Here is a 17,503-nt window from a genome sequence, read left to right on the forward strand (position 1 = left end):
TTTAAATACGGAATAGAAATTCAGCAGAAATGAGCCCTTAAATTCTGTTGACAGCCGCGTTTGGGCGGTTATGATTTAATTACTTACCGCTCAATCCTCCTGCGACTCTCCTGCGGGCAAACCGAGTGGATATCCATCACTGGGATTTCCTTCGAGATATCGTTTCGCAGGGCCATCATGCGGGAATTAGATTTCCTCCTGATCTCTCCCTGCCGCCGGCAGAGCATACCCGATTGGAACATCCCGACTATGCTGGTGTTCATTTTCGGTGAAGCTTCCATCTGATACCATTTCACTGAAAGAACCGGATTACAGAGATTCACGGAATCGTCTACCTCGACCGATTCATAGAAGTTAACGGGACCGTTAGTATGTTTGGCTTTCCTGGCTGGATTGAAGTCGTCATTATTCTCGGAATTGTTCTCCTGCTGTTTGGCAAACGTCTGCCCGGCGTGATGAATTCCCTCGGTAGAAGCATTGTCGAATTCAAAAAAGGAGCGAAGGAAGGGGAGGAATCCGATGACGATTCCTCAAAGTTCTCTTCGCAGGATTCCTCCAAAGACAGCTAGTCAGGCTGACGAACCGCGACTGCGCGAATCAGAGGTTGAATTCAGTTTCCAATCGCCACAAGGTGCACAGTGCTTTCCAATTTGCGGAACACCTTCATCACCTTCATGATAATTGAGAGGTTAAAACATGTTCCAGACCATCACACACATCAATGCCGTCCCCGCCTTTCTGGGTATGCCTGGCGGTTATGAAATGATCATTGTCGGCATTATTGCCCTGCTGCTGTTTGGCAAACGATTGCCAGAAGTCGCCCGCAGCCTGGGTAAGGGGATTGTCGAATTCAAAAAGGGAGTGAGTGGTATCGAGGACGAAGTCAATCAGGCTTCTTACTCACATTCTCAGCCTGAAACACCACGCCCCAAACCGGAAGAACGTTCGGAAGAATTCACTGCTCCGAAATTCGAAGTTCCCAGTTCCGAACCCAAAGAAGAAAAATCAGAGCAGGCTTAGTAAGAAGGCTTTCTGCTCAGAACTTCCACATCCACGATCCGACCTGACGGTTTCGTCAGGTCGACTACGATCGGCTGAGGTGTCACTTGTTGAGAGATGTTGCCGGCGGCATCTCTCGCAACAACCTGCAGATAAAATTTGGAAGGATTCCCGGGGCGAACCGACCAGGTAAACCGCCCCTGGTCTTCCTGCCACTCCACAATCGGCTCCCAGGGACCACCTGGCTGGGTCGAGTAATTGATGGCGATTGGCTTTTCTGCAGGGTTAGGCTCGCTGATATTCCAGGAAATCGTGACTTTATTCGCTTCCCCTCCCACTCCCTGAACCACTGGGTCCAGTTGAATCACCGGTGCCTGACGATCCACCACAACGACCACATCAGGCTTTTCGCCTGACCTGGGCAGGGCATCGGCCAACCCCGCACCACTGCGAACCCGCAGGGTAAATCCGTAAATTCCATCGTTGGGAACTTCGACCTGGAAGGGACTCTGTTTATCGGGGTCTTCACCGTATTTATACCATTTTTGGCCATTGTCTTCTGTAATATAAAGCTCGACAGCTCCCACTCCCGAAGGTCCAACCTCGTCGACCTGGAAACCGATCTGGAACTGAGTCCCGTTCAATACCTGTTTCCGATCAGCCGACCAGTTTTGAGCAGGCATCGGATACCGGTTTTTCGCATATGCAGGCCGTTTTTCGGGATCGTCGGCAACGTACTGTCCTTTGACCGAATCCTGGACGGGAGCCCCCGCTGGTGGAGCGGGATCAAATTGTCCCTCTCGGGGAAAGACCCCGGGCATCTGACGATTCGCCAGCGGAGTAGATGGTTCAAGCGCACCAGGCTGTTCCGGCTGACCGGGTTGCTTCAGACTGGAATAAGGAGCCGGTGAACCCGGATCGTTCTGTGTTAGACTCTGATCGGGAAGAGCCCCTTGCGCGATCGGTTGATTGAAATCTGGCAGATCCTGCTTCGGCTTGGGTAATGTGCGGCTGGCTGCCGCCACGACACGAATCTGTTTCTGACTGCTCCCCACGTTGTTCGCCCGGTCTTTGATCATACCTCGTACTGAAACAACGCCCCCCTGGGAAATTGACCAGGTCGTCTGACCTCGGCTGTTAGGGGCAACAATCACACGTTGCCAGTCCTGGCTCCCATTCTGGGCATATTCCAGGACCAGTTTAGTGGGGTCCAGATATTTGTCCTCAGCGTTCCAGATCAGCTGAACTTTTCCCGGAGAAACCTGTTTCAGATCCAGATCGAGCTGGGGAGGGGTGGTATCGATGACCACACGCAGACCAGGTTCGAAAACGCGCCCTGAGGGGTGCAGTTGATTATTGGCATCAAGTGTCCGGACCGAGAACCAGTATTCGCCATCCTGGGTCGCCGTGAAAGGAAATTTCCGCGTCGAAGGAGATACCGATTGCTGATGATTCCAGCTGACTCCGCGATCGGTCGAGACATAGAGGCGGATCTCCCGGGCCCCCAGACGATCAATTTCCGCCTGATCGTAGTGATAAGGAATCCGGAACTGCGTTTTACTGGTAAAGACAGGCGATGCCGTAGCTGCAGAAACAGAAGTTGCAGCGCCACTCCAGATACAGCAACTGATTACCAGTAGTGAAAATAGTCTCATGCCAATGCACCTCCATGGCTGGATGACAATAGAATCAGGCCATCCTGCCCTGGAGCCCCTCCTGCGATTATGGTAACTGATCCAACAGCCATGACGTACGGGGATACTAGTGATGGATCGAACTCTGGCATGACAAGCAGCCTGAAATGGGCCGTACGCTCGCCTGGCGTCGCTTGAACCGTCAATTCAGAATCGACGGACCACTAGTAGACCGAATGCCGACTATCGGAAAATATCGTCCATTCGGATCTTACGACTTGAGACGATCTTTCGGGTTGAAACAGTCGTATCAGTACTGTTTCAACCCGTCAGACTTAAATGGTCAGACTGGCCAGTTATTTATAAAGCCTTGTTGAATCAGGCTTTGCGAAGCTCGGCAATTTTGGCCATGTATTCAGCGGTCAACTTCTGGATCCCTTCCAGATCGCCATCAGCGACCATCTGTTTCGTCACTAGCGAACTACCCAGACCGACGGCACAGGCACCTGCTTTCATATAGGCAGGCAGCGTTTCCAGATCGACTCCGCCGGTAGGCATGAGCGGGATCTGGGGCAGGGGACCGTGCAGGGCTTTGAGATATTCGGGACCACCTACAAAAGCCGGGAAGACCTTAATAATGTCCGACCCAGATTCCCAGGCAGTCAGCACCTCGGTGGGTGTAAACGCGCCCGTCATGATCAGTTTATCATAACGGTTACAGAGCTCGATCACGTCTGGATTCACAGTCGGAGTCACAATAAATTCCGCCCCGGCCAGAATCGCAGCCCGCGCTGATTCCGGGTCGAGAACGGTCCCGGCCCCCAAGAGGATCTTGTCGCCGATCTCCCGTTTCACCTGAGCCAGAATATCCAGAACATTGGGGACGGTAAATGTGACTTCAATCACATCCAGGCCCCCGGCATAGATGGCTTTGGAAACATCGACCAGTAATTCACTGGAGGGAGCGCGAATAATCGCCACTGCACCACGATCCATAACCTGTGAGAAATCCGCGTGACGACTCATCTGCTGTTACCTCTGTTTCTCTGATATCTTGATCAAGCTGATAGGAATAGAATTCGTTTATTACGACTGAAAAGAGAACTGTTCGGCAAATTCCAGGATCCACAAGTCCATGAGGTCCTGAAAAGACTGAATGTCAGCCTCTGCAATAAACTGATAATGCGAGCGGTTAAAGGTCTCTTTATTGCGAATGGTTGCTTTAGCAACCAGTTCAATAATATGTGTCTCTGTAAACGGCCTGACAATCATTTCCAGCCGACTGTACAGTGTCTGTGCCTTGCCACGTGACAGATTGACATCATCGCGGGTAATGCGGGATCCCCAGCCCTCTTCACCCATGACTGTATTAAACTGAAAACCGGGGAAGTGATCGGCCAGTTTCTTCAGACAGTTATCAATGTGATCAGTCAGTTCGAGTCGGTACTTCAGATGAAGATTACGAAACTCCTCCTCGGACATCTTCTTACCGACTTCCTGCCGGGTTTCTTCATCTTTGGCCGCACGCCCCTTATTGATCGCGTGCTTAAGACGCTTTTCAAAGTCCATTCGTAATCCCTGAAATTCAAAACCGGTCGTTATTAAGTCATAAATCAAAATTCGCTGCCGAGCAGGCAGACCTCTATTATACGTAGTTACTGGCAGAACAGATCATAAAAGTGATGAGTCTGGTATGCAATGCAAGGCACACCCGTGAGCAGCAGATCTCTGGTGATTCGTTACCTCCCAAATAATGATTCTCGTTCAACTTAAGGTAATATCGACAATGTAAGTCTTACCAGAACCCCAGGTACTGTGAGTGCTCTCTCTGTTCGGTTGTACCCAATCCCTGCTGTGGCCCGGGTTCCCTTACAGGCGTCTGGAAAAACCCGATCACCCCTGTATTTAAAGCGGTTTATTCCAAAACGCCACAATTATGCGATTCACCACAGAACACCTGTTTTGATTTCCCACCGTATTTTGCTCGACTTTGGCGCATGATATGCAACTTCATTTAAACCACAGCCACGGCACTCAGACTCAACAGGGCTTGCCTGAATTATGGTTCTTTCCAATAATGAAGAAAAGCTCAGCAGCGTTCAGATGGACGTCACGTCCAAAGGACTCGCTCGAGGTGACTGTCGCAGGTTTAAACTAGGAAAGGCAGAACGAGATTTCCTTCTGCTGATTTTAAAGTGACTCAGAATTATTTATTACAGGGAAATCAGGCGGCTAAGCAGAAGCTGTTTAAGGAACTCTTTGACGGACACGCCGTTGAGTGGGGTCTGGCAGTTTTACTAATCATTTTTTTGATTTGGGTAATAGTATGGATCGTAGGACGTTTTAGGGAAAATGAAGATCGTCATGTCGATGCGCGTGAATTACTGCTCCAGTTCGCAGAAATGCAACGAGAAGGTGACCTTACCGACGACGAATTCCGATCCATCAAAAAACGGCTTGTTGATTCATCCGATAACAATCCGGAACGAGAGAAGAAAGACGAGTTGTCCGATTCTCCAGATGTGAGTGACCAACAACTTCCCGGTTGAAGGTCAGCTGTGCTTCATCGAGTTCCTGTTTGGAAACGACTGTATCACCCGATTGATTGCCTCTGATAATTATTTCTGATTCTAAATGAGGAACTCATTTCACAAGTTATACCTATCGAGTGATTTGCAGGGAGGCAGAATCAAAACTCACTGGACGTTGAACGCCATAATATTAGTTGACACCGTTGAAGGGAAGCTATGCCCACCGGACGAGATATCACCTCTGGAAAACGTAATTCTTCTGGTAAGAAAAATGCGAACTGCTCTTTCTGTAGAAAAAGTTATCGCGAAGTCGGCCCTCTGGTAGAGGGGCCCGATAATGCCTATATCTGTGGAGAATGTATAGAAGTCTGCCAGTCGATTCTGGAACAGGAGCATCGTCGTCGTGGAACGACTAAAAAACTGTTCAAGAATGTTCCAACTCCCCGGGAAATTGTCACACACCTGAATGACTACGTCATCGGCCAGGAACGTGCCAAGAAAGTCATGGCGGTTGCTGTCCACAACCACTATAAGCGACTGATGCACGCCGAGGAAGCCAGTTCAGATCTAGAACTGGATAAATCAAACATCCTGTTGATCGGCCCCACTGGTTCCGGTAAGACCCTGCTCGCCAAGAGTCTGGCTCGCTATCTGCAGGTACCTTTCGCCATCGGTGATGCGACAACCCTCACAGAAGCCGGTTACGTCGGTGAAGACGTTGAAAACCTGCTCCTCAAACTGCTGCATGCTGCTGATTTCGATGTAGAAGCTGCCCAGCGAGGAATTCTGTTCATCGACGAGATCGATAAGATCGGCAAAACCAGCCAGAACGTTTCGATCACACGCGACGTTTCTGGAGAAGGGGTACAGCAGGCACTGCTTAAGATGCTGGAAGGCACCGTTGCCAACGTGCCTCCTCAGGGTGGTCGCAAGCATCCCGAGCAACAGTACATCCAGCTTGATACCAGCAACATTCTGTTTATCTGCGGTGGTACTTTTGTGGGACTCGAAGACATTGTCGGTAAGCGACTCGGTCGCAAGACTATCGGCTTCGGACAATCCCATCAGAAGAAAGACCAGGAAAAGTCCAAGAACGACCTGCTGGCTCAGGCCTCAGTCGATGATGTACTTGAATTTGGCCTGATTCCTGAACTGCTCGGACGACTCCCCGTTCTCTCCACACTCAGTCAGTTGGAAGAAAACGATCTGGTTCGCGTCCTGCAGGAACCAAAGAATTCTCTGGTTCGCCAGTTTCAGAAGTTCTTCGAAATGGAAAACGCCGAACTGGAATTCACAGATGCAGCCCTGCACGAAATTGCCTGTATTGCCCAGAAAAAGAACACCGGAGCTCGTGGTTTACGTAGCGTGATCGAACAGGCCATGTTCGACATCATGTACGAACTGCCCGAGCAGGAAGCCGGCAAGAAATACGTGGTCACTCCGGAAATCATCCGGGGCACTGAACATCTTTTCCCCAAAGATGACTCAGCAGCCGCATAGACTTGCCCCTGGGCAGAATCTATAATGAACTTGAAATGAACAATTTCCCGCCGGAGCAGCCCTCCGGCGGGTTTTCTTATGTGTGGTCAATCGTTATGAAAATTCGTCTGAGCCTTCAAAATGGTTCTAAAAAACTGAAGTCGATGACACTCACGAAAACGACTTTGGTAGGCCGATCAGCCGACTGCGACTTAAAGCTCAAGTCCGATCTGGTAAGCCGTCATCACTGCAGGATTGTGCTGACTGAGTCAGTAGCGCTGGTACATGACCTGGGTAGTTCCAACGGCACCTTCATCGATGGGAACAGGGTAACTCCCAAACGGGATACCAAGCTGCTGCCGGGCTGTGTGCTTTCCATTGCTGATGTCAGCTTTCGTATCGATTACGACCCACAGGCCTTTGTGGACGTAGGCTCCACAATCAACCTCAAAAGCGTGGGGAACTACTGCCGGAGCTTCCTTTTGCCTCCGCTTCAGACGATGTAATTCCCGTCGCAGTGGATCTGCCGGAGAACCAGGATAAATCATCCGGGAAAAAGTCCAGCGAAACGGTCACCATCGACGAATACAATCCAGATGCGGAAACTTCAGAAAATAAAAAGACAATTCAATTTCCAGAAATTGAATTAACGGATAAGATGAGGCAGAGTTAAATCTTCTTTGTCACCAGAGCAGGATCCGCAGATGTCAGACAACGATGTACAAGACCTCCTGAAGTTAAGCAAGCAGCTCCTCGACGCCATTGATCACAAAGACTGGAACACCTACACCAGTCTCTGCGATGAAGAGCTGACCTGTTTCGAACCAGAAGCCCGGGGGCATCTCGTAACCGGGATGGATTTTCATCGCTTCTACTTCGATATGAACCCGACAGGTCGCCCGCGGCAGTCTACTATCAGTTCCCCCATGGTTTCCATCATGGGAGAAGTTGCTCTGGTCACCTACATTCGCGTGGTACAGTCGATTGACGAGCATGGCCACGATCACAGTACTGCCTGCGAAGAATCCCGCATCTGGCAGAAACAGGACGGAGAATGGCAGCACGTCCATTTTCATCGTTCCACCATCTGAAATACCAACCGCGCCAGGCCTGCCCAGTCTAATCATGTTCGCTCAGGCCTGAACAACCATGATTGAGTTAGTATGACCAGCGAAACAGAACCCCGATCCCAAATCGTGATTCTCTGCGCCGATCTGATGTTTCAAAGTCAGATCACCGGTGCCGCCCGTCTCAATGGTTTCTCTTTTACCTGCGTCCTGAGTCTGGCTCAGGCGTTGGGAGAGCTGACAAACGAGCTCCCTCAACTGCTGATCATTGATTTAAATCAGCCGGAAATTGACTGGGAACTACTGACCAGGACGATGCAGCAATTTCCACAATTGACCAGCATCGCTTATGGACCGCACGTTGATACAGAAACACTTCAGCAGGCCAGGGATGCAGGCTGTGACCAGGTTCTACCACGTAGCCAGTTCTCCGCGAATCTCCCGCGATTACTGCAGACAGCACTCTCGACAGACGATTAGCTCAGACCAAACTTTTTCAGCAGGCCCTGGTAGGCTTTTTCGCCATCTTCCAGAGCGACGACGGCGCTGATCCGGGTTTCACTGGTGTTGATCATCTGAATGTTGATCTCCGCTTCCGCCAGGGCGCTGAACATTGACTGCCCGACTCCCGTATGGCTGCGAAGTCCAATCCCAACTACTGACAACTTGGCAATCTCTGCCTCATGGCTCAGTTCGGCGTCTCCCCACTCCGAGAGCAGCGGCTCGACCAGTTTCAGGCTTTTCTCCAGCGAAGTGCGCGGCACGGTGAACGAAAGATGTGCCTGTTCCTCTTCGCCCATGTTTTGCACAATCATGTCCACGGAAACACCGCCTTCTGCGACGACGGAAAACAGACGTGAGCAAATGCCCGGATTGTCCGGCAGATTTCTGACAGTAACTCGGGACTGACTCTGATCCAATAGAACTTCGCTGACCACGATGTCTTCCATATGAGAGAGTTGATCGACGATCTCCTGCTCCAGTTCTGCTGTTTTCTGCTGAGACTCATCAGGCTGTCCCTCTCCGGCCTGAATCTGATTCGACGCAAAATCGTAGCTGGTCAAACGGTCCAACTCAAAACCGTTGTGGATCACGCGGACTGCTTCATCGCATTGATCCCGGTCGACGAGTACCGTCACCTTGATTTCGCTGGTAGTAATCATACCCACATTGATATCAGCGTCTGCCAGGATTGAGAACATCCGACTGGCAACACCGTAATTGTTCCGCATGCCACTGCCGACGATGGAAACCTTGGACAGATTGGTTCCATGCTGAATCTTACCGGCGCCGATATCTTCAATTGCCTCGCCAGCTGCGGTCAACGTCTCGGCAAGGTCTGACTGAGGCACGGTAAAGGACACCCGTGCCAGGCCCCCCGTCCCCACATCCTGAACGATCATATCCAGGGTAATTTTACGTTCTGCCATCCGGGCAAAAATACTGCTCATGATGCCTGGCTCGTCCGGAATATCGGTCAGGCTCACCCGAACCTCATCCCTCACAAAGGCCACACCGGTCACTACCGGAGCCGCATCCAGCGCCTGTGCCGCGATCAAGGTGCCTTCACCATCCGAAAAAGAGGGACGCACCTTCAGGGGAACTCTGTATTTTTTGGCAAATTCAATAGAACGCGAATGCATCACGCCCGCTCCCAGGCTGGCCAGCTCCAGCATTTCATCGTAAGAGATGCTGGCCATCTGATGGGCCTCGGGAACCACACGGGGATCGGTGGTGAAGACCCCTTCCACGTCGGTATAAATCTCGCACATGTCGGCTTCGAGAACAGCTGCCAGCGCGGTCGCCGTTGTATCACTTCCCCCACGTCCCAGGGTGGTAATATTCCAGTCTTTGTCCCGCCCCTGAAAGCCGGCAGCAATGACGATCTTGCCTTCATTCAAAGCCGCTTTCATCCGCTCAGTCGAGATTGAGATGATACGAGCTTTCGTATGCGAGGAATCAGTCACTACGCCGATCTGAGAACCCGTCAGACTGATCGCCTCGACGCCCAGTTTATGAATCGCCATCGCCATCAATGCCACTGATTCCTGCTCGCCGGTAGAGAGCAACATGTCCATTTCGCGGGGAGTCGGACGATCGGTGATTTCAGCAGCCAGGCCGACCAGTTCATCCGTTTTTTTGCCGCGGGCGCTGACAACCATCACGACCTGGTGCCCCGCCTGATGCATGGCGGTCGCGCGACGGGCAGCAGCCTGAATCTTACTGGTATCAGCGACACTCGTTCCACCGAACTTCTGGACTATGAGCGACACGTCTCGTCTCCAATTTCTAAACTTCTGATGCTAAAGAACTTGAGTAGGGTAATCTCGACTGGCAGAACAAAACGGCTCCATTCCTGCTGCCCAAGTGCTAGAAAGGTAACAAATCCCCTGTGATTCGTGAATCAACAGGCTGGGGGGATTCCGTAAAACCTGGAAAAGCACGGAAAACTGACAGGTTCTACCAGTTCAGCCACCACAGTCCCCGGAAATCAGTAGCTGGAACCCCAGGCAATGGCATATTGTACACCACCTCAATGGGCTATAAGAGCCATGATTTCATCCGCCACCTTCCGGGAAGCCTCGGGCAGGGCCAGCTTCTGCATGGCCACAGACAATGAATTCCGTTTCGTAGAATCATGCAATAATTCGACCACAGCAGTCTGTAGATTGCGCGCGGTCACTTCGGCATCAGCCATCTGCTCTACCAGTACCGCAGCTCCTTCTGCCTCATAGAATTGAGCATTAATCAGTTGATGATCACCGATCGAATTTGGGTAGGGAATCAATAGCGTCGGACACCCCGTACAGGCCAGCTCTGCCAGAGTCGTAGCTCCCGCCCGCGAAATCACCAGATCGGCCTTTGAATACCATTCCGCCAGATCATCAATAAAGGGTTCAACGGTTACGCGCAATTCGGAATCGTGTTCCTGAAGATTCTGATATTCCTGCACCGCATACTTCCAGTCTGTCTCACCTGTCTGATGCACGACATGCAGTCTGCGAGGCAGGGCATCTCGCCCTCGTTCTAACAAAGCGAGTACCGCCTGATTCACCGCTCGTGCCCCCTGGCTGCCACCTAGAACCAGCAACAATATCTCTGATGGTTCACTCTTTTGGTTGGTCTCAAAATGCGTCATCTGCTCACGCACTGGATTACCAGTAAAAGCAATCAAAGGCTTTCCAGAGCGAGGCTTGGGAAGACGGGTTTCGGCAAACGAAGTACAGATAACATTGGCGCGAGAGAACAGAAACCGGTTGGCTCGACCGGGAATGATGTTCTGCTCTAACAATACAATCGGAATATTAAGCCAGCTGGCAGCCAGAATCACAGGCACACTGGCAAACCCGCCCAGTCCAATCACCGCAACCGGTCGTTCCGCACGCAAAATCCGCCGCGCCTGCAGACAGGCACGTCCGTTATTCCAGAAGAATCTCCACGGAGCGCTTTTCAACTCATTACTGGGAGAAGAAGCCAGTCCGAGATGCTGATACCCCGAACGTTCTATAATCTGCTGCTCGACCGGTCGATTGGAACCAATAAATGTAATCGAAAAGTCGTCCATTAAGGCGAGTTGTTCTGACACCGCAATTCCGGGAAGCAGATGACCGCCAGTGCCACCGCCGGCAAAAATAAGAGATCGTTTCTTAAGACGGGATTCGGTCATCATTGTGGACGCTACTGGACAAGGATTTCAAACTGAGATCAGACAGCTCAGCATAGAACATGTCATAGGAAAATCCCAGTCACTCTTTTTCCAGCTCTTCATCCTCATACTCTTCATCCTCGTACTCTTCATCCTCGCACTCTTCATCCTCGCACTCTTCATCCTCGCACTCTTCATCCTCGCACTCTTCATCCTCGCACTCTTCATCCTCGCACTCTTCATCCTCGCACTCTTCATCCTCGCACTCTTCATCCTCGCACTCTTCATCCTCGAATGCTTCATCCTCGAATGCTTCATCCTCGAATGCTTCGTCAATTGGAAGATAGGACACTGACTGATCAATGGCAGGTTCAGGATCACCTGACTGATCCAGGGCAGGATCGATCTGCAGACTTTCATCTGTTCCCGCGCGTGTTAAGCTGACAATAATCCCCAATGAAAGTAGACTGACCATCAGGTTCGTTCCGCCATAACTAATCAGAGGGTGCGAAATCCCCTTGGGTGGAACCATAGCTGTGACGACGGCCACATTGATAATTGCCTGCAACACCAGCTGCAGCAAAAGTGTAAAACCCGCAACATAGGCAAAAGACTTCTGATTCTGGGAACGCAGAATATTGAACCCGGCCAGGAACAGCCCGATCCAGAGACCTGCAATTCCCAAGGTACCAATCAACCCCAGCTCTTCACCGGCAACAGAAAAGACAAAGTCAGTATTCGCTTCGGGAAGAAAGCTGAGCTTTTGCGCTCCTTTGCCCAGACCGGAACCACTGATTCCGCCAGCCCCCAAAGCCATGAGAGACTGTTTCAGCTGGTATGGCGCCGATTGCCAGTCAGTCCAGGTATCTACAAAACCGGTGATACGTTTCAACTGATAAGGCCGCAATGCCACCAGCATTCCGACCGCAGGAATCGCACATAATAGACCTAACATAAAATTACGAAGAGGCCAGCCACCGAGGAACAGAGACAACGCCACGCCCCCCACAAGAAACAGCGAGGTTCCCAGGTCAGGCTGCTTCAGCACCAGTGGAATCACGAGGAGCAGGGGAACCAGCAGCGGAATTGTGCCTTTCCACCAATGGTTTAAAAACGCCCGACGCTGGACCATCAATCGCACAGTCAGCAATGGCAAAGCGATCTTTGCCAGCTCGGAGGGCTGCAATGAAACAGGCCCTAATCTCAGCCAGCGCTGAGCACCATTCACCCGCGTCCCGACTCCCGGAATAAGTACCAGCACCAGCAATGCTACGGTTCCCCAGAAGAGCAGGGGCGCACGCTCGTACCAGAATCGGGCTGGCAGCATGGAAGCAATTGAGGAAACTACAACCGCCAGAGCTAGAAAGGTCAGGTGTCGGGACAGGTAAACCTGCTCAAACTCGGTAGGCCAGGACGTAATACTGGCACTATGTACCATTAACACCCCGATCCCCAGCAGCGCGCAAGCCATCGAGATGAACAGGCTGCGATCATGATCAGGCTGAGTTTGCGGCAGGAGTGAGGTAGGTTTCATATTCCGATCTCGAAAATGACACAGAGTGACATCTCTGAAATCGTCTATTTTTCGGGCACCTCACCAAAGGTAACCCCATAACCAGACCCTGATTCAGAAACATTGCCGCCCGACATGAATCAGCTGACAAAACCGTGATAACAGGCCATGGAATCGCTGCCCCCACTTCGCAGACCGCTAGAATCGACAGAACAGCCAGTGCTTTTCAAACTTACCTGAACCGAACTGATTCGACGGCAGATCAGGTTGCAATTTTCAGACTGGCAACAGCAATAATCGCCAGCAAGGCGGAACAGATCCAGAAGCGAACCACAATCTTCATTTCATGTTCGCCCTTGAACAGGAAATGATTGTGCAGAGGACTACAGGCCAGAATGCGGTTTCCGGTTCGCTTATACCAGAACACCTGCAGCATCACACTCAGTGTCTCGACAACAAAAACGCCGCCGGCAATCACCAGTAAAGCCTCCTGTCGAATGACCAGCGCCGCAAACCCGAGTAGCGCTCCCAGAGGCAGGGAACCGGTATCTCCCATGAAAACCTGGGCTGGATAACAGTTGAACCAGAGAAATCCAAGCACCGCCCCCACGGCTGCTCCCAGCAGAATGCTGAGTTCACCCGCCCCGGGAATGTAGGGGATTTGTAGATATTCTGCCATCACCTTGTGTCCCGCCAGGTACGTCAGGCCGGCGAAAGCAGATCCGGCAAACACCATACACCCACTGGCCAGTCCATCCAGCCCATCAGTCAGGTTGACAGCATTGGAACTCCCCGTCATGACCAGCATCGCCCAGGGAACGAACAGAATTCCGAGGGGAAACACCAGACGAGTGACCGGCATGATCAGATCCAGGCCCGCTGGAACCGTTGAATGACTGTAACACAGAGCAGCCCCAATCAATGCAGAAAAGATTAATTGCACAATCAGTTTTTGCCGCGGCTTCAGACCATTCTGTTTGGTACTCAGCTTCACCCAGTCATCATAAGCCCCCAGCAGCCCAAATCCCGTTGCCGTCAACAGACCGAGTTGCACGTAGCCACTGGAAAGATCCGCCCAGAGCAGACCGGAGATCAAGATTGCTCCCACGATAAAAATGCCCCCCATTGTCGGGGTTGCATTCTTGGAAGCATGAATTTCATTGAGCTTTTCCGAGGCGCTGTCGATTCGTTCCCGGAAACGTTTTTCCAGCCAGCGAATCGCAAACGGGCCGAGTAGAATCGCGATCAGAAATGAAGACAGGCTGGCCAGCGCAATGCGTGCAGTCAGAAACACACGCGAATCGCCCGTGGAGAGCACTTCCAGTTTTTCCAGCAGGGGAGAAAAATGATTCAACAGCCAAATGATCATGCAGTGTTTTTCTCGCCCGGATTCAGGGGCTCATTCATTTTTTTACCAGGTCCTGTAAAGAGACCGGGCGCCGAGACCCCAATCTCGACGCCCGGAAATGATTTCACCATGATACAGCATTGGAGTGATCGACCCAATTAATCACAAATTCCGGTGCTGATTTGTCCGCCGAAGCGAACGCGCTCTGGATTCCCGCAAACCCTAAGCACATGGCAAAATCATTGAGTTAGACACATGAAATATTCTTTTCTCCCGAAGTGGACCGCTCTGAAACCTGCTGCTTGAGATATTCCAACAGCCGCTCCATCCGCATACCACGGGAACCTTTGACTAAAACGACATCTCCCGGCTCCAGACCGGAAAACACATCCGCTTGAATCTCTTCAACATCTGTCCCTTGCACGATACATCCAGCAGGGAACTGTTCTTCGAGTGCTCCTGCCACAACGGATGCCGCCTGGGCACCACAGACATACAATCGATCGATTGTGGAACAGGCGATCTTTTTTCCAATTTCGCGATGATAACCGGGCGAGTCTGGCCCCAACTCCAGCATGTCACCCATTACCAGAATCCGCTTTCCGTGAGTTGGCCAGTCGCTCAACAACTCACAAGCCGCTCGCATCGAAACCGGACTGGAATTGTATGCGTCATCCACCACGGTCCAGTCTCCAACCAGTTCGACATGACAGCGACCGCGAACTGGTTCATACTCCCGCAGGCTGTCTGATAATTCCTGATTTGACAGTCCCAGCACTTTACCAACGGCAATCGCGATCAGAGCAGGGTAGACAAAATGACTGCCCATGACTGGGATAACAAAATTTGTTCCATCGACCTTGAAGGTCAGGCCATTTTCTTCCTGACGAACCGCCACAGCTCGCAAATCATTGCCTTCTCCCAAACCAATCCGGAACGAGGGAGCAGGGCTGCGAGAGACCAGAAAGTCCGCATAGGCATCGTCACCATTGACAATTGCCAGTCCCGAAACAGGAAGTTGCTCAAACAGTTCTGCCTTTGCTTCAGCCGTTCGCTGGAGTGTTCCAAAATGTTCCAGATGCGAAGGCCCGATTCCAGTAATGACACCGATCTCAGGACTCACCACTTCTGCCAGACTGCGAATCTCGCCCGTCTGCGAAGCCCCCAGTTCCAGTACCGCGAACTGATGCACAGACTCAAGCTGAGCAATGCTCAGGGGGACACCAAACTCATTGTTATAGTTAGCAGGACTCTGTACCCCTTCCAGATAAGGAGCCAGGGCCGTGTAAATCATATTGCGGGTGGTTGTCTTGCCAACACTTCCCGTAACTCCGATGACAGTTGCTGACTGCTGCCGGCGATACCAGTGAGCAAACCGCGTGAGTGCCTGATTCACATCATCCACCAACAAGAGTTGTGCCGAGTTGCTTTCAGAGACGAGCTGCTGTTTCACAACACAGGCACTTGCCCCCCGTTCCAATGCCTGCTTTACAAACTCGTGACCATCAAGGCGCTGTCCCTGAATTGCAAAGAACAGATCCCCTGGTTGGACCGTGCGTGAATCAATTGAAATCCCGCTGACACCAGCTGTACCGGCAGCGGGATCGAAGTTATTCGATCTGCTGAGAAGCACCTTACTAAGTGTTGCGAGAGATAGATGATTCATAACTGTCTGGCCCGTAGTTCCTTTGAATTGTGAATAATAGAATCTGTTAAGCGGAAACTTTCTGAGAGTCCGAAATTTTCTGCTCCGCGAAATACTGTTCTACAACCAGTCGATCGCGGAAGGGAACTTTCCTGTCACGTAAAATCTGTTCGCATTCGTGACCTTTACCGGCAATCAGCACCAGATCTCCTGCTCCGGCTTCTGACAAAGCATATTCGATCGCTGCCTTCCGATCTTCGATCAGTTCCGGCGTCACTCCCTGAGACTGACAGCCGGCAGCAATCGCTTTCATGATCTGAAACGGATCCTCGCTCCGCGGATTATCGCTGGTGATGATCACCCGATCCGCTTCACTGCCCGCGATCCCCAGCAGTCCACGTTTCGAACTGTCGCGATCCCCGCCGGCCCCAAATACACAGAATAAACGCCGATTGCAGACCTGTCGGGCAGAGAGAATCGCATGTCGCAATGCGTCATCAGTATGGGCATAATCAATCAGCACGCTACAGGACTGGCCACAATTCACCTGTTCCATTCGACCGGGAACATTTTCCAGCGCCTGAATTCCGGTCACGATTTCCTGGAGGCTCAGACCAAGCCCCAGGCAGACAGCTGTTGCCGCCAGGCAATTCGAAACATTATGTCTGCCAATGAGAGTCGTACTGACTGACACAGTGTCTGCCTCGAATACAATTTCAAATTCTGTACCAGCCGCTGATTCCTGTATCCCAGTCGCCTGCAGATCTGCTTCCGACTCAAGTCCGTAAGTCAGCAGCTTTTGATCCGACTGCTTTCCGTCTGCCATCGAACGACAAACGGGATCATCGAAATTCAGCACCAGCGTCCCTTCAGGCTTGAGATGCTGAATGATTCGTGCTTTACAGGCTGCATAATTTTTCAAATTTTGATGATAGTCAAAATGATCCTGTGTGACATTCGTCACCGCCGCGACAGCCAGCTGTGTTCCCGCAAGCCGGCTCTGGTCGAGGGCATGGCTGGAGACTTCCATTACTGCATGTGTGACTTCATTCTTGACCATTGCAGATAATAACTGCGACAACTCTAACGCATCGGGCGTCGTCAGCGAAGAAGGCCGAGACTTATTTCCATCATGGTACTCGACCGTGCCTGAGAGACCGGTTTTGTGACCGGCACTCTGTAAAATCGACCGGACCAGCCAACTGACCGTTGTCTTTCCATTGGTTCCGGTAATCCCTACCGCCTCCAACTGCCTTGAAGGTCGGTCTGCCAGTTCCATACACAGAATCGCGTATGCCTTACGAACGTCAGCCACAATGCATTGAGGAACTTCCAGCCCCGTCAACGGACGACCGGTCAGTACCGCCTTGGCACCGTTTTTGATTGCCTCGGGGATATACTTTTCAGCAGACTCCCTGGTCCCGGCAATCACCACAAACAGGTCTCCCGGCTGACAGCGTCGACTGTCGGACTGCAGGGAAGTCACGCAAATGTCGGCACAATCCACAAAGCTCGCGGAAGGAAATTGCGATCTTAAACTGATGGCAATCGTTCCCGGCGACAAGCTTAACGATGAAGATGACATGGATGTGAGGTATGAACCATGCATTTCAATGAAACCAATGTCTGAAAGGGGGTGGC

16 protein-coding genes are annotated in these 17,503 nt (G+C 51.6%); 7 read left to right on the forward strand and 9 right to left on the reverse strand.

Annotated elements, in window-relative coordinates:
* The first annotated feature begins 371 nt into the window (after positions 1–371).
* Together F1728_RS02225 and F1728_RS02230 are read left to right on the forward strand one after the other, a co-directional pair.
* Positions 372–569 carry a Sec-independent protein translocase subunit TatA/TatB gene (locus F1728_RS02225; RefSeq protein WP_155362718.1) on the forward strand — a complete coding sequence of 66 codons (198 nt, stop codon included), beginning with the start codon at positions 372–374 and terminating at the stop codon, positions 567–569.
* Positions 570–696: 127 nt separating this feature from the next.
* On the forward strand, positions 697–1,020 hold the full coding sequence (locus F1728_RS02230) for a Sec-independent protein translocase subunit TatA/TatB (protein ID WP_187782269.1): 324 nt from the start codon (positions 697–699) through the stop codon (positions 1,018–1,020).
* On the opposite strand, the gene F1728_RS02235 is transcribed toward F1728_RS02230, so the two are convergent.
* From F1728_RS02235 to F1728_RS02245, 3 genes are all read right to left on the reverse strand, one after another.
* Positions 1,017–2,654, reverse strand: coding sequence for a fibronectin type III domain-containing protein (locus F1728_RS02235; RefSeq protein ID WP_155362719.1), 1,638 nt, complete (start codon positions 2,652–2,654; stop codon positions 1,017–1,019). The two genes, F1728_RS02230 and F1728_RS02235, sit on opposite strands and share 4 nt — an antisense overlap.
* A gap of 357 nt (positions 2,655–3,011) precedes the next feature.
* Positions 3,012–3,659: a bifunctional 4-hydroxy-2-oxoglutarate aldolase/2-dehydro-3-deoxy-phosphogluconate aldolase gene (locus F1728_RS02240; RefSeq protein WP_155362720.1), complete on the reverse strand. Its 648-nt coding sequence runs from the start codon at positions 3,657–3,659 to the stop codon at positions 3,012–3,014.
* A 60-nt stretch (positions 3,660–3,719) separates the two neighbouring features.
* Positions 3,720–4,202 (reverse strand): hypothetical protein, encoded by a 483-nt coding sequence (locus F1728_RS02245; RefSeq protein ID WP_145040173.1) that lies wholly within the window; start codon positions 4,200–4,202, stop codon positions 3,720–3,722.
* Between the two features lie 626 nt (positions 4,203–4,828).
* Here F1728_RS02245 and F1728_RS02250 point away from each other — a divergent pair.
* The 5 genes from F1728_RS02250 to F1728_RS02270 all read left to right on the forward strand — a co-directional run bounded on the left by F1728_RS02250 (position 4,829) and on the right by F1728_RS02270 (position 8,190).
* The gene (locus F1728_RS02250; RefSeq protein ID WP_155362721.1) at positions 4,829–5,182 is read left to right on the forward strand and encodes a hypothetical protein; all 354 of its coding nucleotides are present in this window, start codon (positions 4,829–4,831) and stop codon (positions 5,180–5,182) included.
* A 198-nt stretch (positions 5,183–5,380) separates the two neighbouring features.
* Positions 5,381–6,664: an ATP-dependent Clp protease ATP-binding subunit ClpX gene (gene clpX / locus F1728_RS02255; protein WP_145183950.1), complete on the forward strand. Its 1,284-nt coding sequence runs from the start codon at positions 5,381–5,383 to the stop codon at positions 6,662–6,664.
* 95 nt (positions 6,665–6,759) lie between these two features.
* Complete coding sequence (locus F1728_RS02260; RefSeq protein ID WP_228030470.1) at positions 6,760–7,149, forward strand: FHA domain-containing protein; 390 nt, start codon at positions 6,760–6,762, stop codon at positions 7,147–7,149.
* Positions 7,150–7,347: 198 nt separating this feature from the next.
* The gene (locus F1728_RS02265) at positions 7,348–7,734 is read left to right on the forward strand and encodes a DUF4440 domain-containing protein (protein ID WP_155362723.1); all 387 of its coding nucleotides are present in this window, start codon (positions 7,348–7,350) and stop codon (positions 7,732–7,734) included.
* 72 nt (positions 7,735–7,806) lie between these two features.
* Positions 7,807–8,190: a response regulator gene (locus F1728_RS02270; protein ID WP_155362724.1), complete on the forward strand. Its 384-nt coding sequence runs from the start codon at positions 7,807–7,809 to the stop codon at positions 8,188–8,190.
* On the opposite strand, the gene F1728_RS02275 is transcribed toward F1728_RS02270, so the two are convergent.
* The 6 genes from F1728_RS02275 to F1728_RS02300 all read right to left on the reverse strand — a co-directional run bounded on the left by F1728_RS02275 (position 8,187) and on the right by F1728_RS02300 (position 17,447).
* Positions 8,187–9,983 carry an aspartate kinase gene (locus tag F1728_RS02275; RefSeq protein ID WP_145440397.1) on the reverse strand — a complete coding sequence of 599 codons (1,797 nt, stop codon included), beginning with the start codon at positions 9,981–9,983 and terminating at the stop codon, positions 8,187–8,189. The genes F1728_RS02270 and F1728_RS02275 overlap by 4 nt on opposite strands.
* A gap of 260 nt (positions 9,984–10,243) precedes the next feature.
* Positions 10,244–11,380, reverse strand: coding sequence for an undecaprenyldiphospho-muramoylpentapeptide beta-N-acetylglucosaminyltransferase (gene murG, locus F1728_RS02280; RefSeq protein WP_155362725.1), 1,137 nt, complete (start codon positions 11,378–11,380; stop codon positions 10,244–10,246).
* A 76-nt stretch (positions 11,381–11,456) separates the two neighbouring features.
* Positions 11,457–12,890 (reverse strand): putative lipid II flippase FtsW, encoded by a 1,434-nt coding sequence (gene ftsW, locus F1728_RS02285; RefSeq protein ID WP_155362726.1) that lies wholly within the window; start codon positions 12,888–12,890, stop codon positions 11,457–11,459.
* A 241-nt stretch (positions 12,891–13,131) separates the two neighbouring features.
* Positions 13,132–14,238, reverse strand: a complete 1,107-nt coding sequence (gene mraY, locus F1728_RS02290) for a phospho-N-acetylmuramoyl-pentapeptide-transferase (RefSeq protein WP_155362727.1) — start codon at positions 14,236–14,238, stop codon at positions 13,132–13,134.
* Positions 14,239–14,464: 226 nt separating this feature from the next.
* Positions 14,465–15,883 (reverse strand): UDP-N-acetylmuramoyl-tripeptide--D-alanyl-D-alanine ligase, encoded by a 1,419-nt coding sequence (locus tag F1728_RS02295; protein WP_155362728.1) that lies wholly within the window; start codon positions 15,881–15,883, stop codon positions 14,465–14,467.
* A 46-nt stretch (positions 15,884–15,929) separates the two neighbouring features.
* Positions 15,930–17,447 (reverse strand): UDP-N-acetylmuramoyl-L-alanyl-D-glutamate--2,6-diaminopimelate ligase, encoded by a 1,518-nt coding sequence (locus tag F1728_RS02300; RefSeq protein ID WP_194242647.1) that lies wholly within the window; start codon positions 17,445–17,447, stop codon positions 15,930–15,932.
* Positions 17,448–17,503: the final 56 nt, after the last annotated feature.

The sequence above is a fragment of the Gimesia benthica genome, assembly GCF_009720525.1.
In the GTDB taxonomy this organism is placed as follows: Bacteria; Planctomycetota; Planctomycetia; order Planctomycetales; family Planctomycetaceae; genus Gimesia; species Gimesia benthica.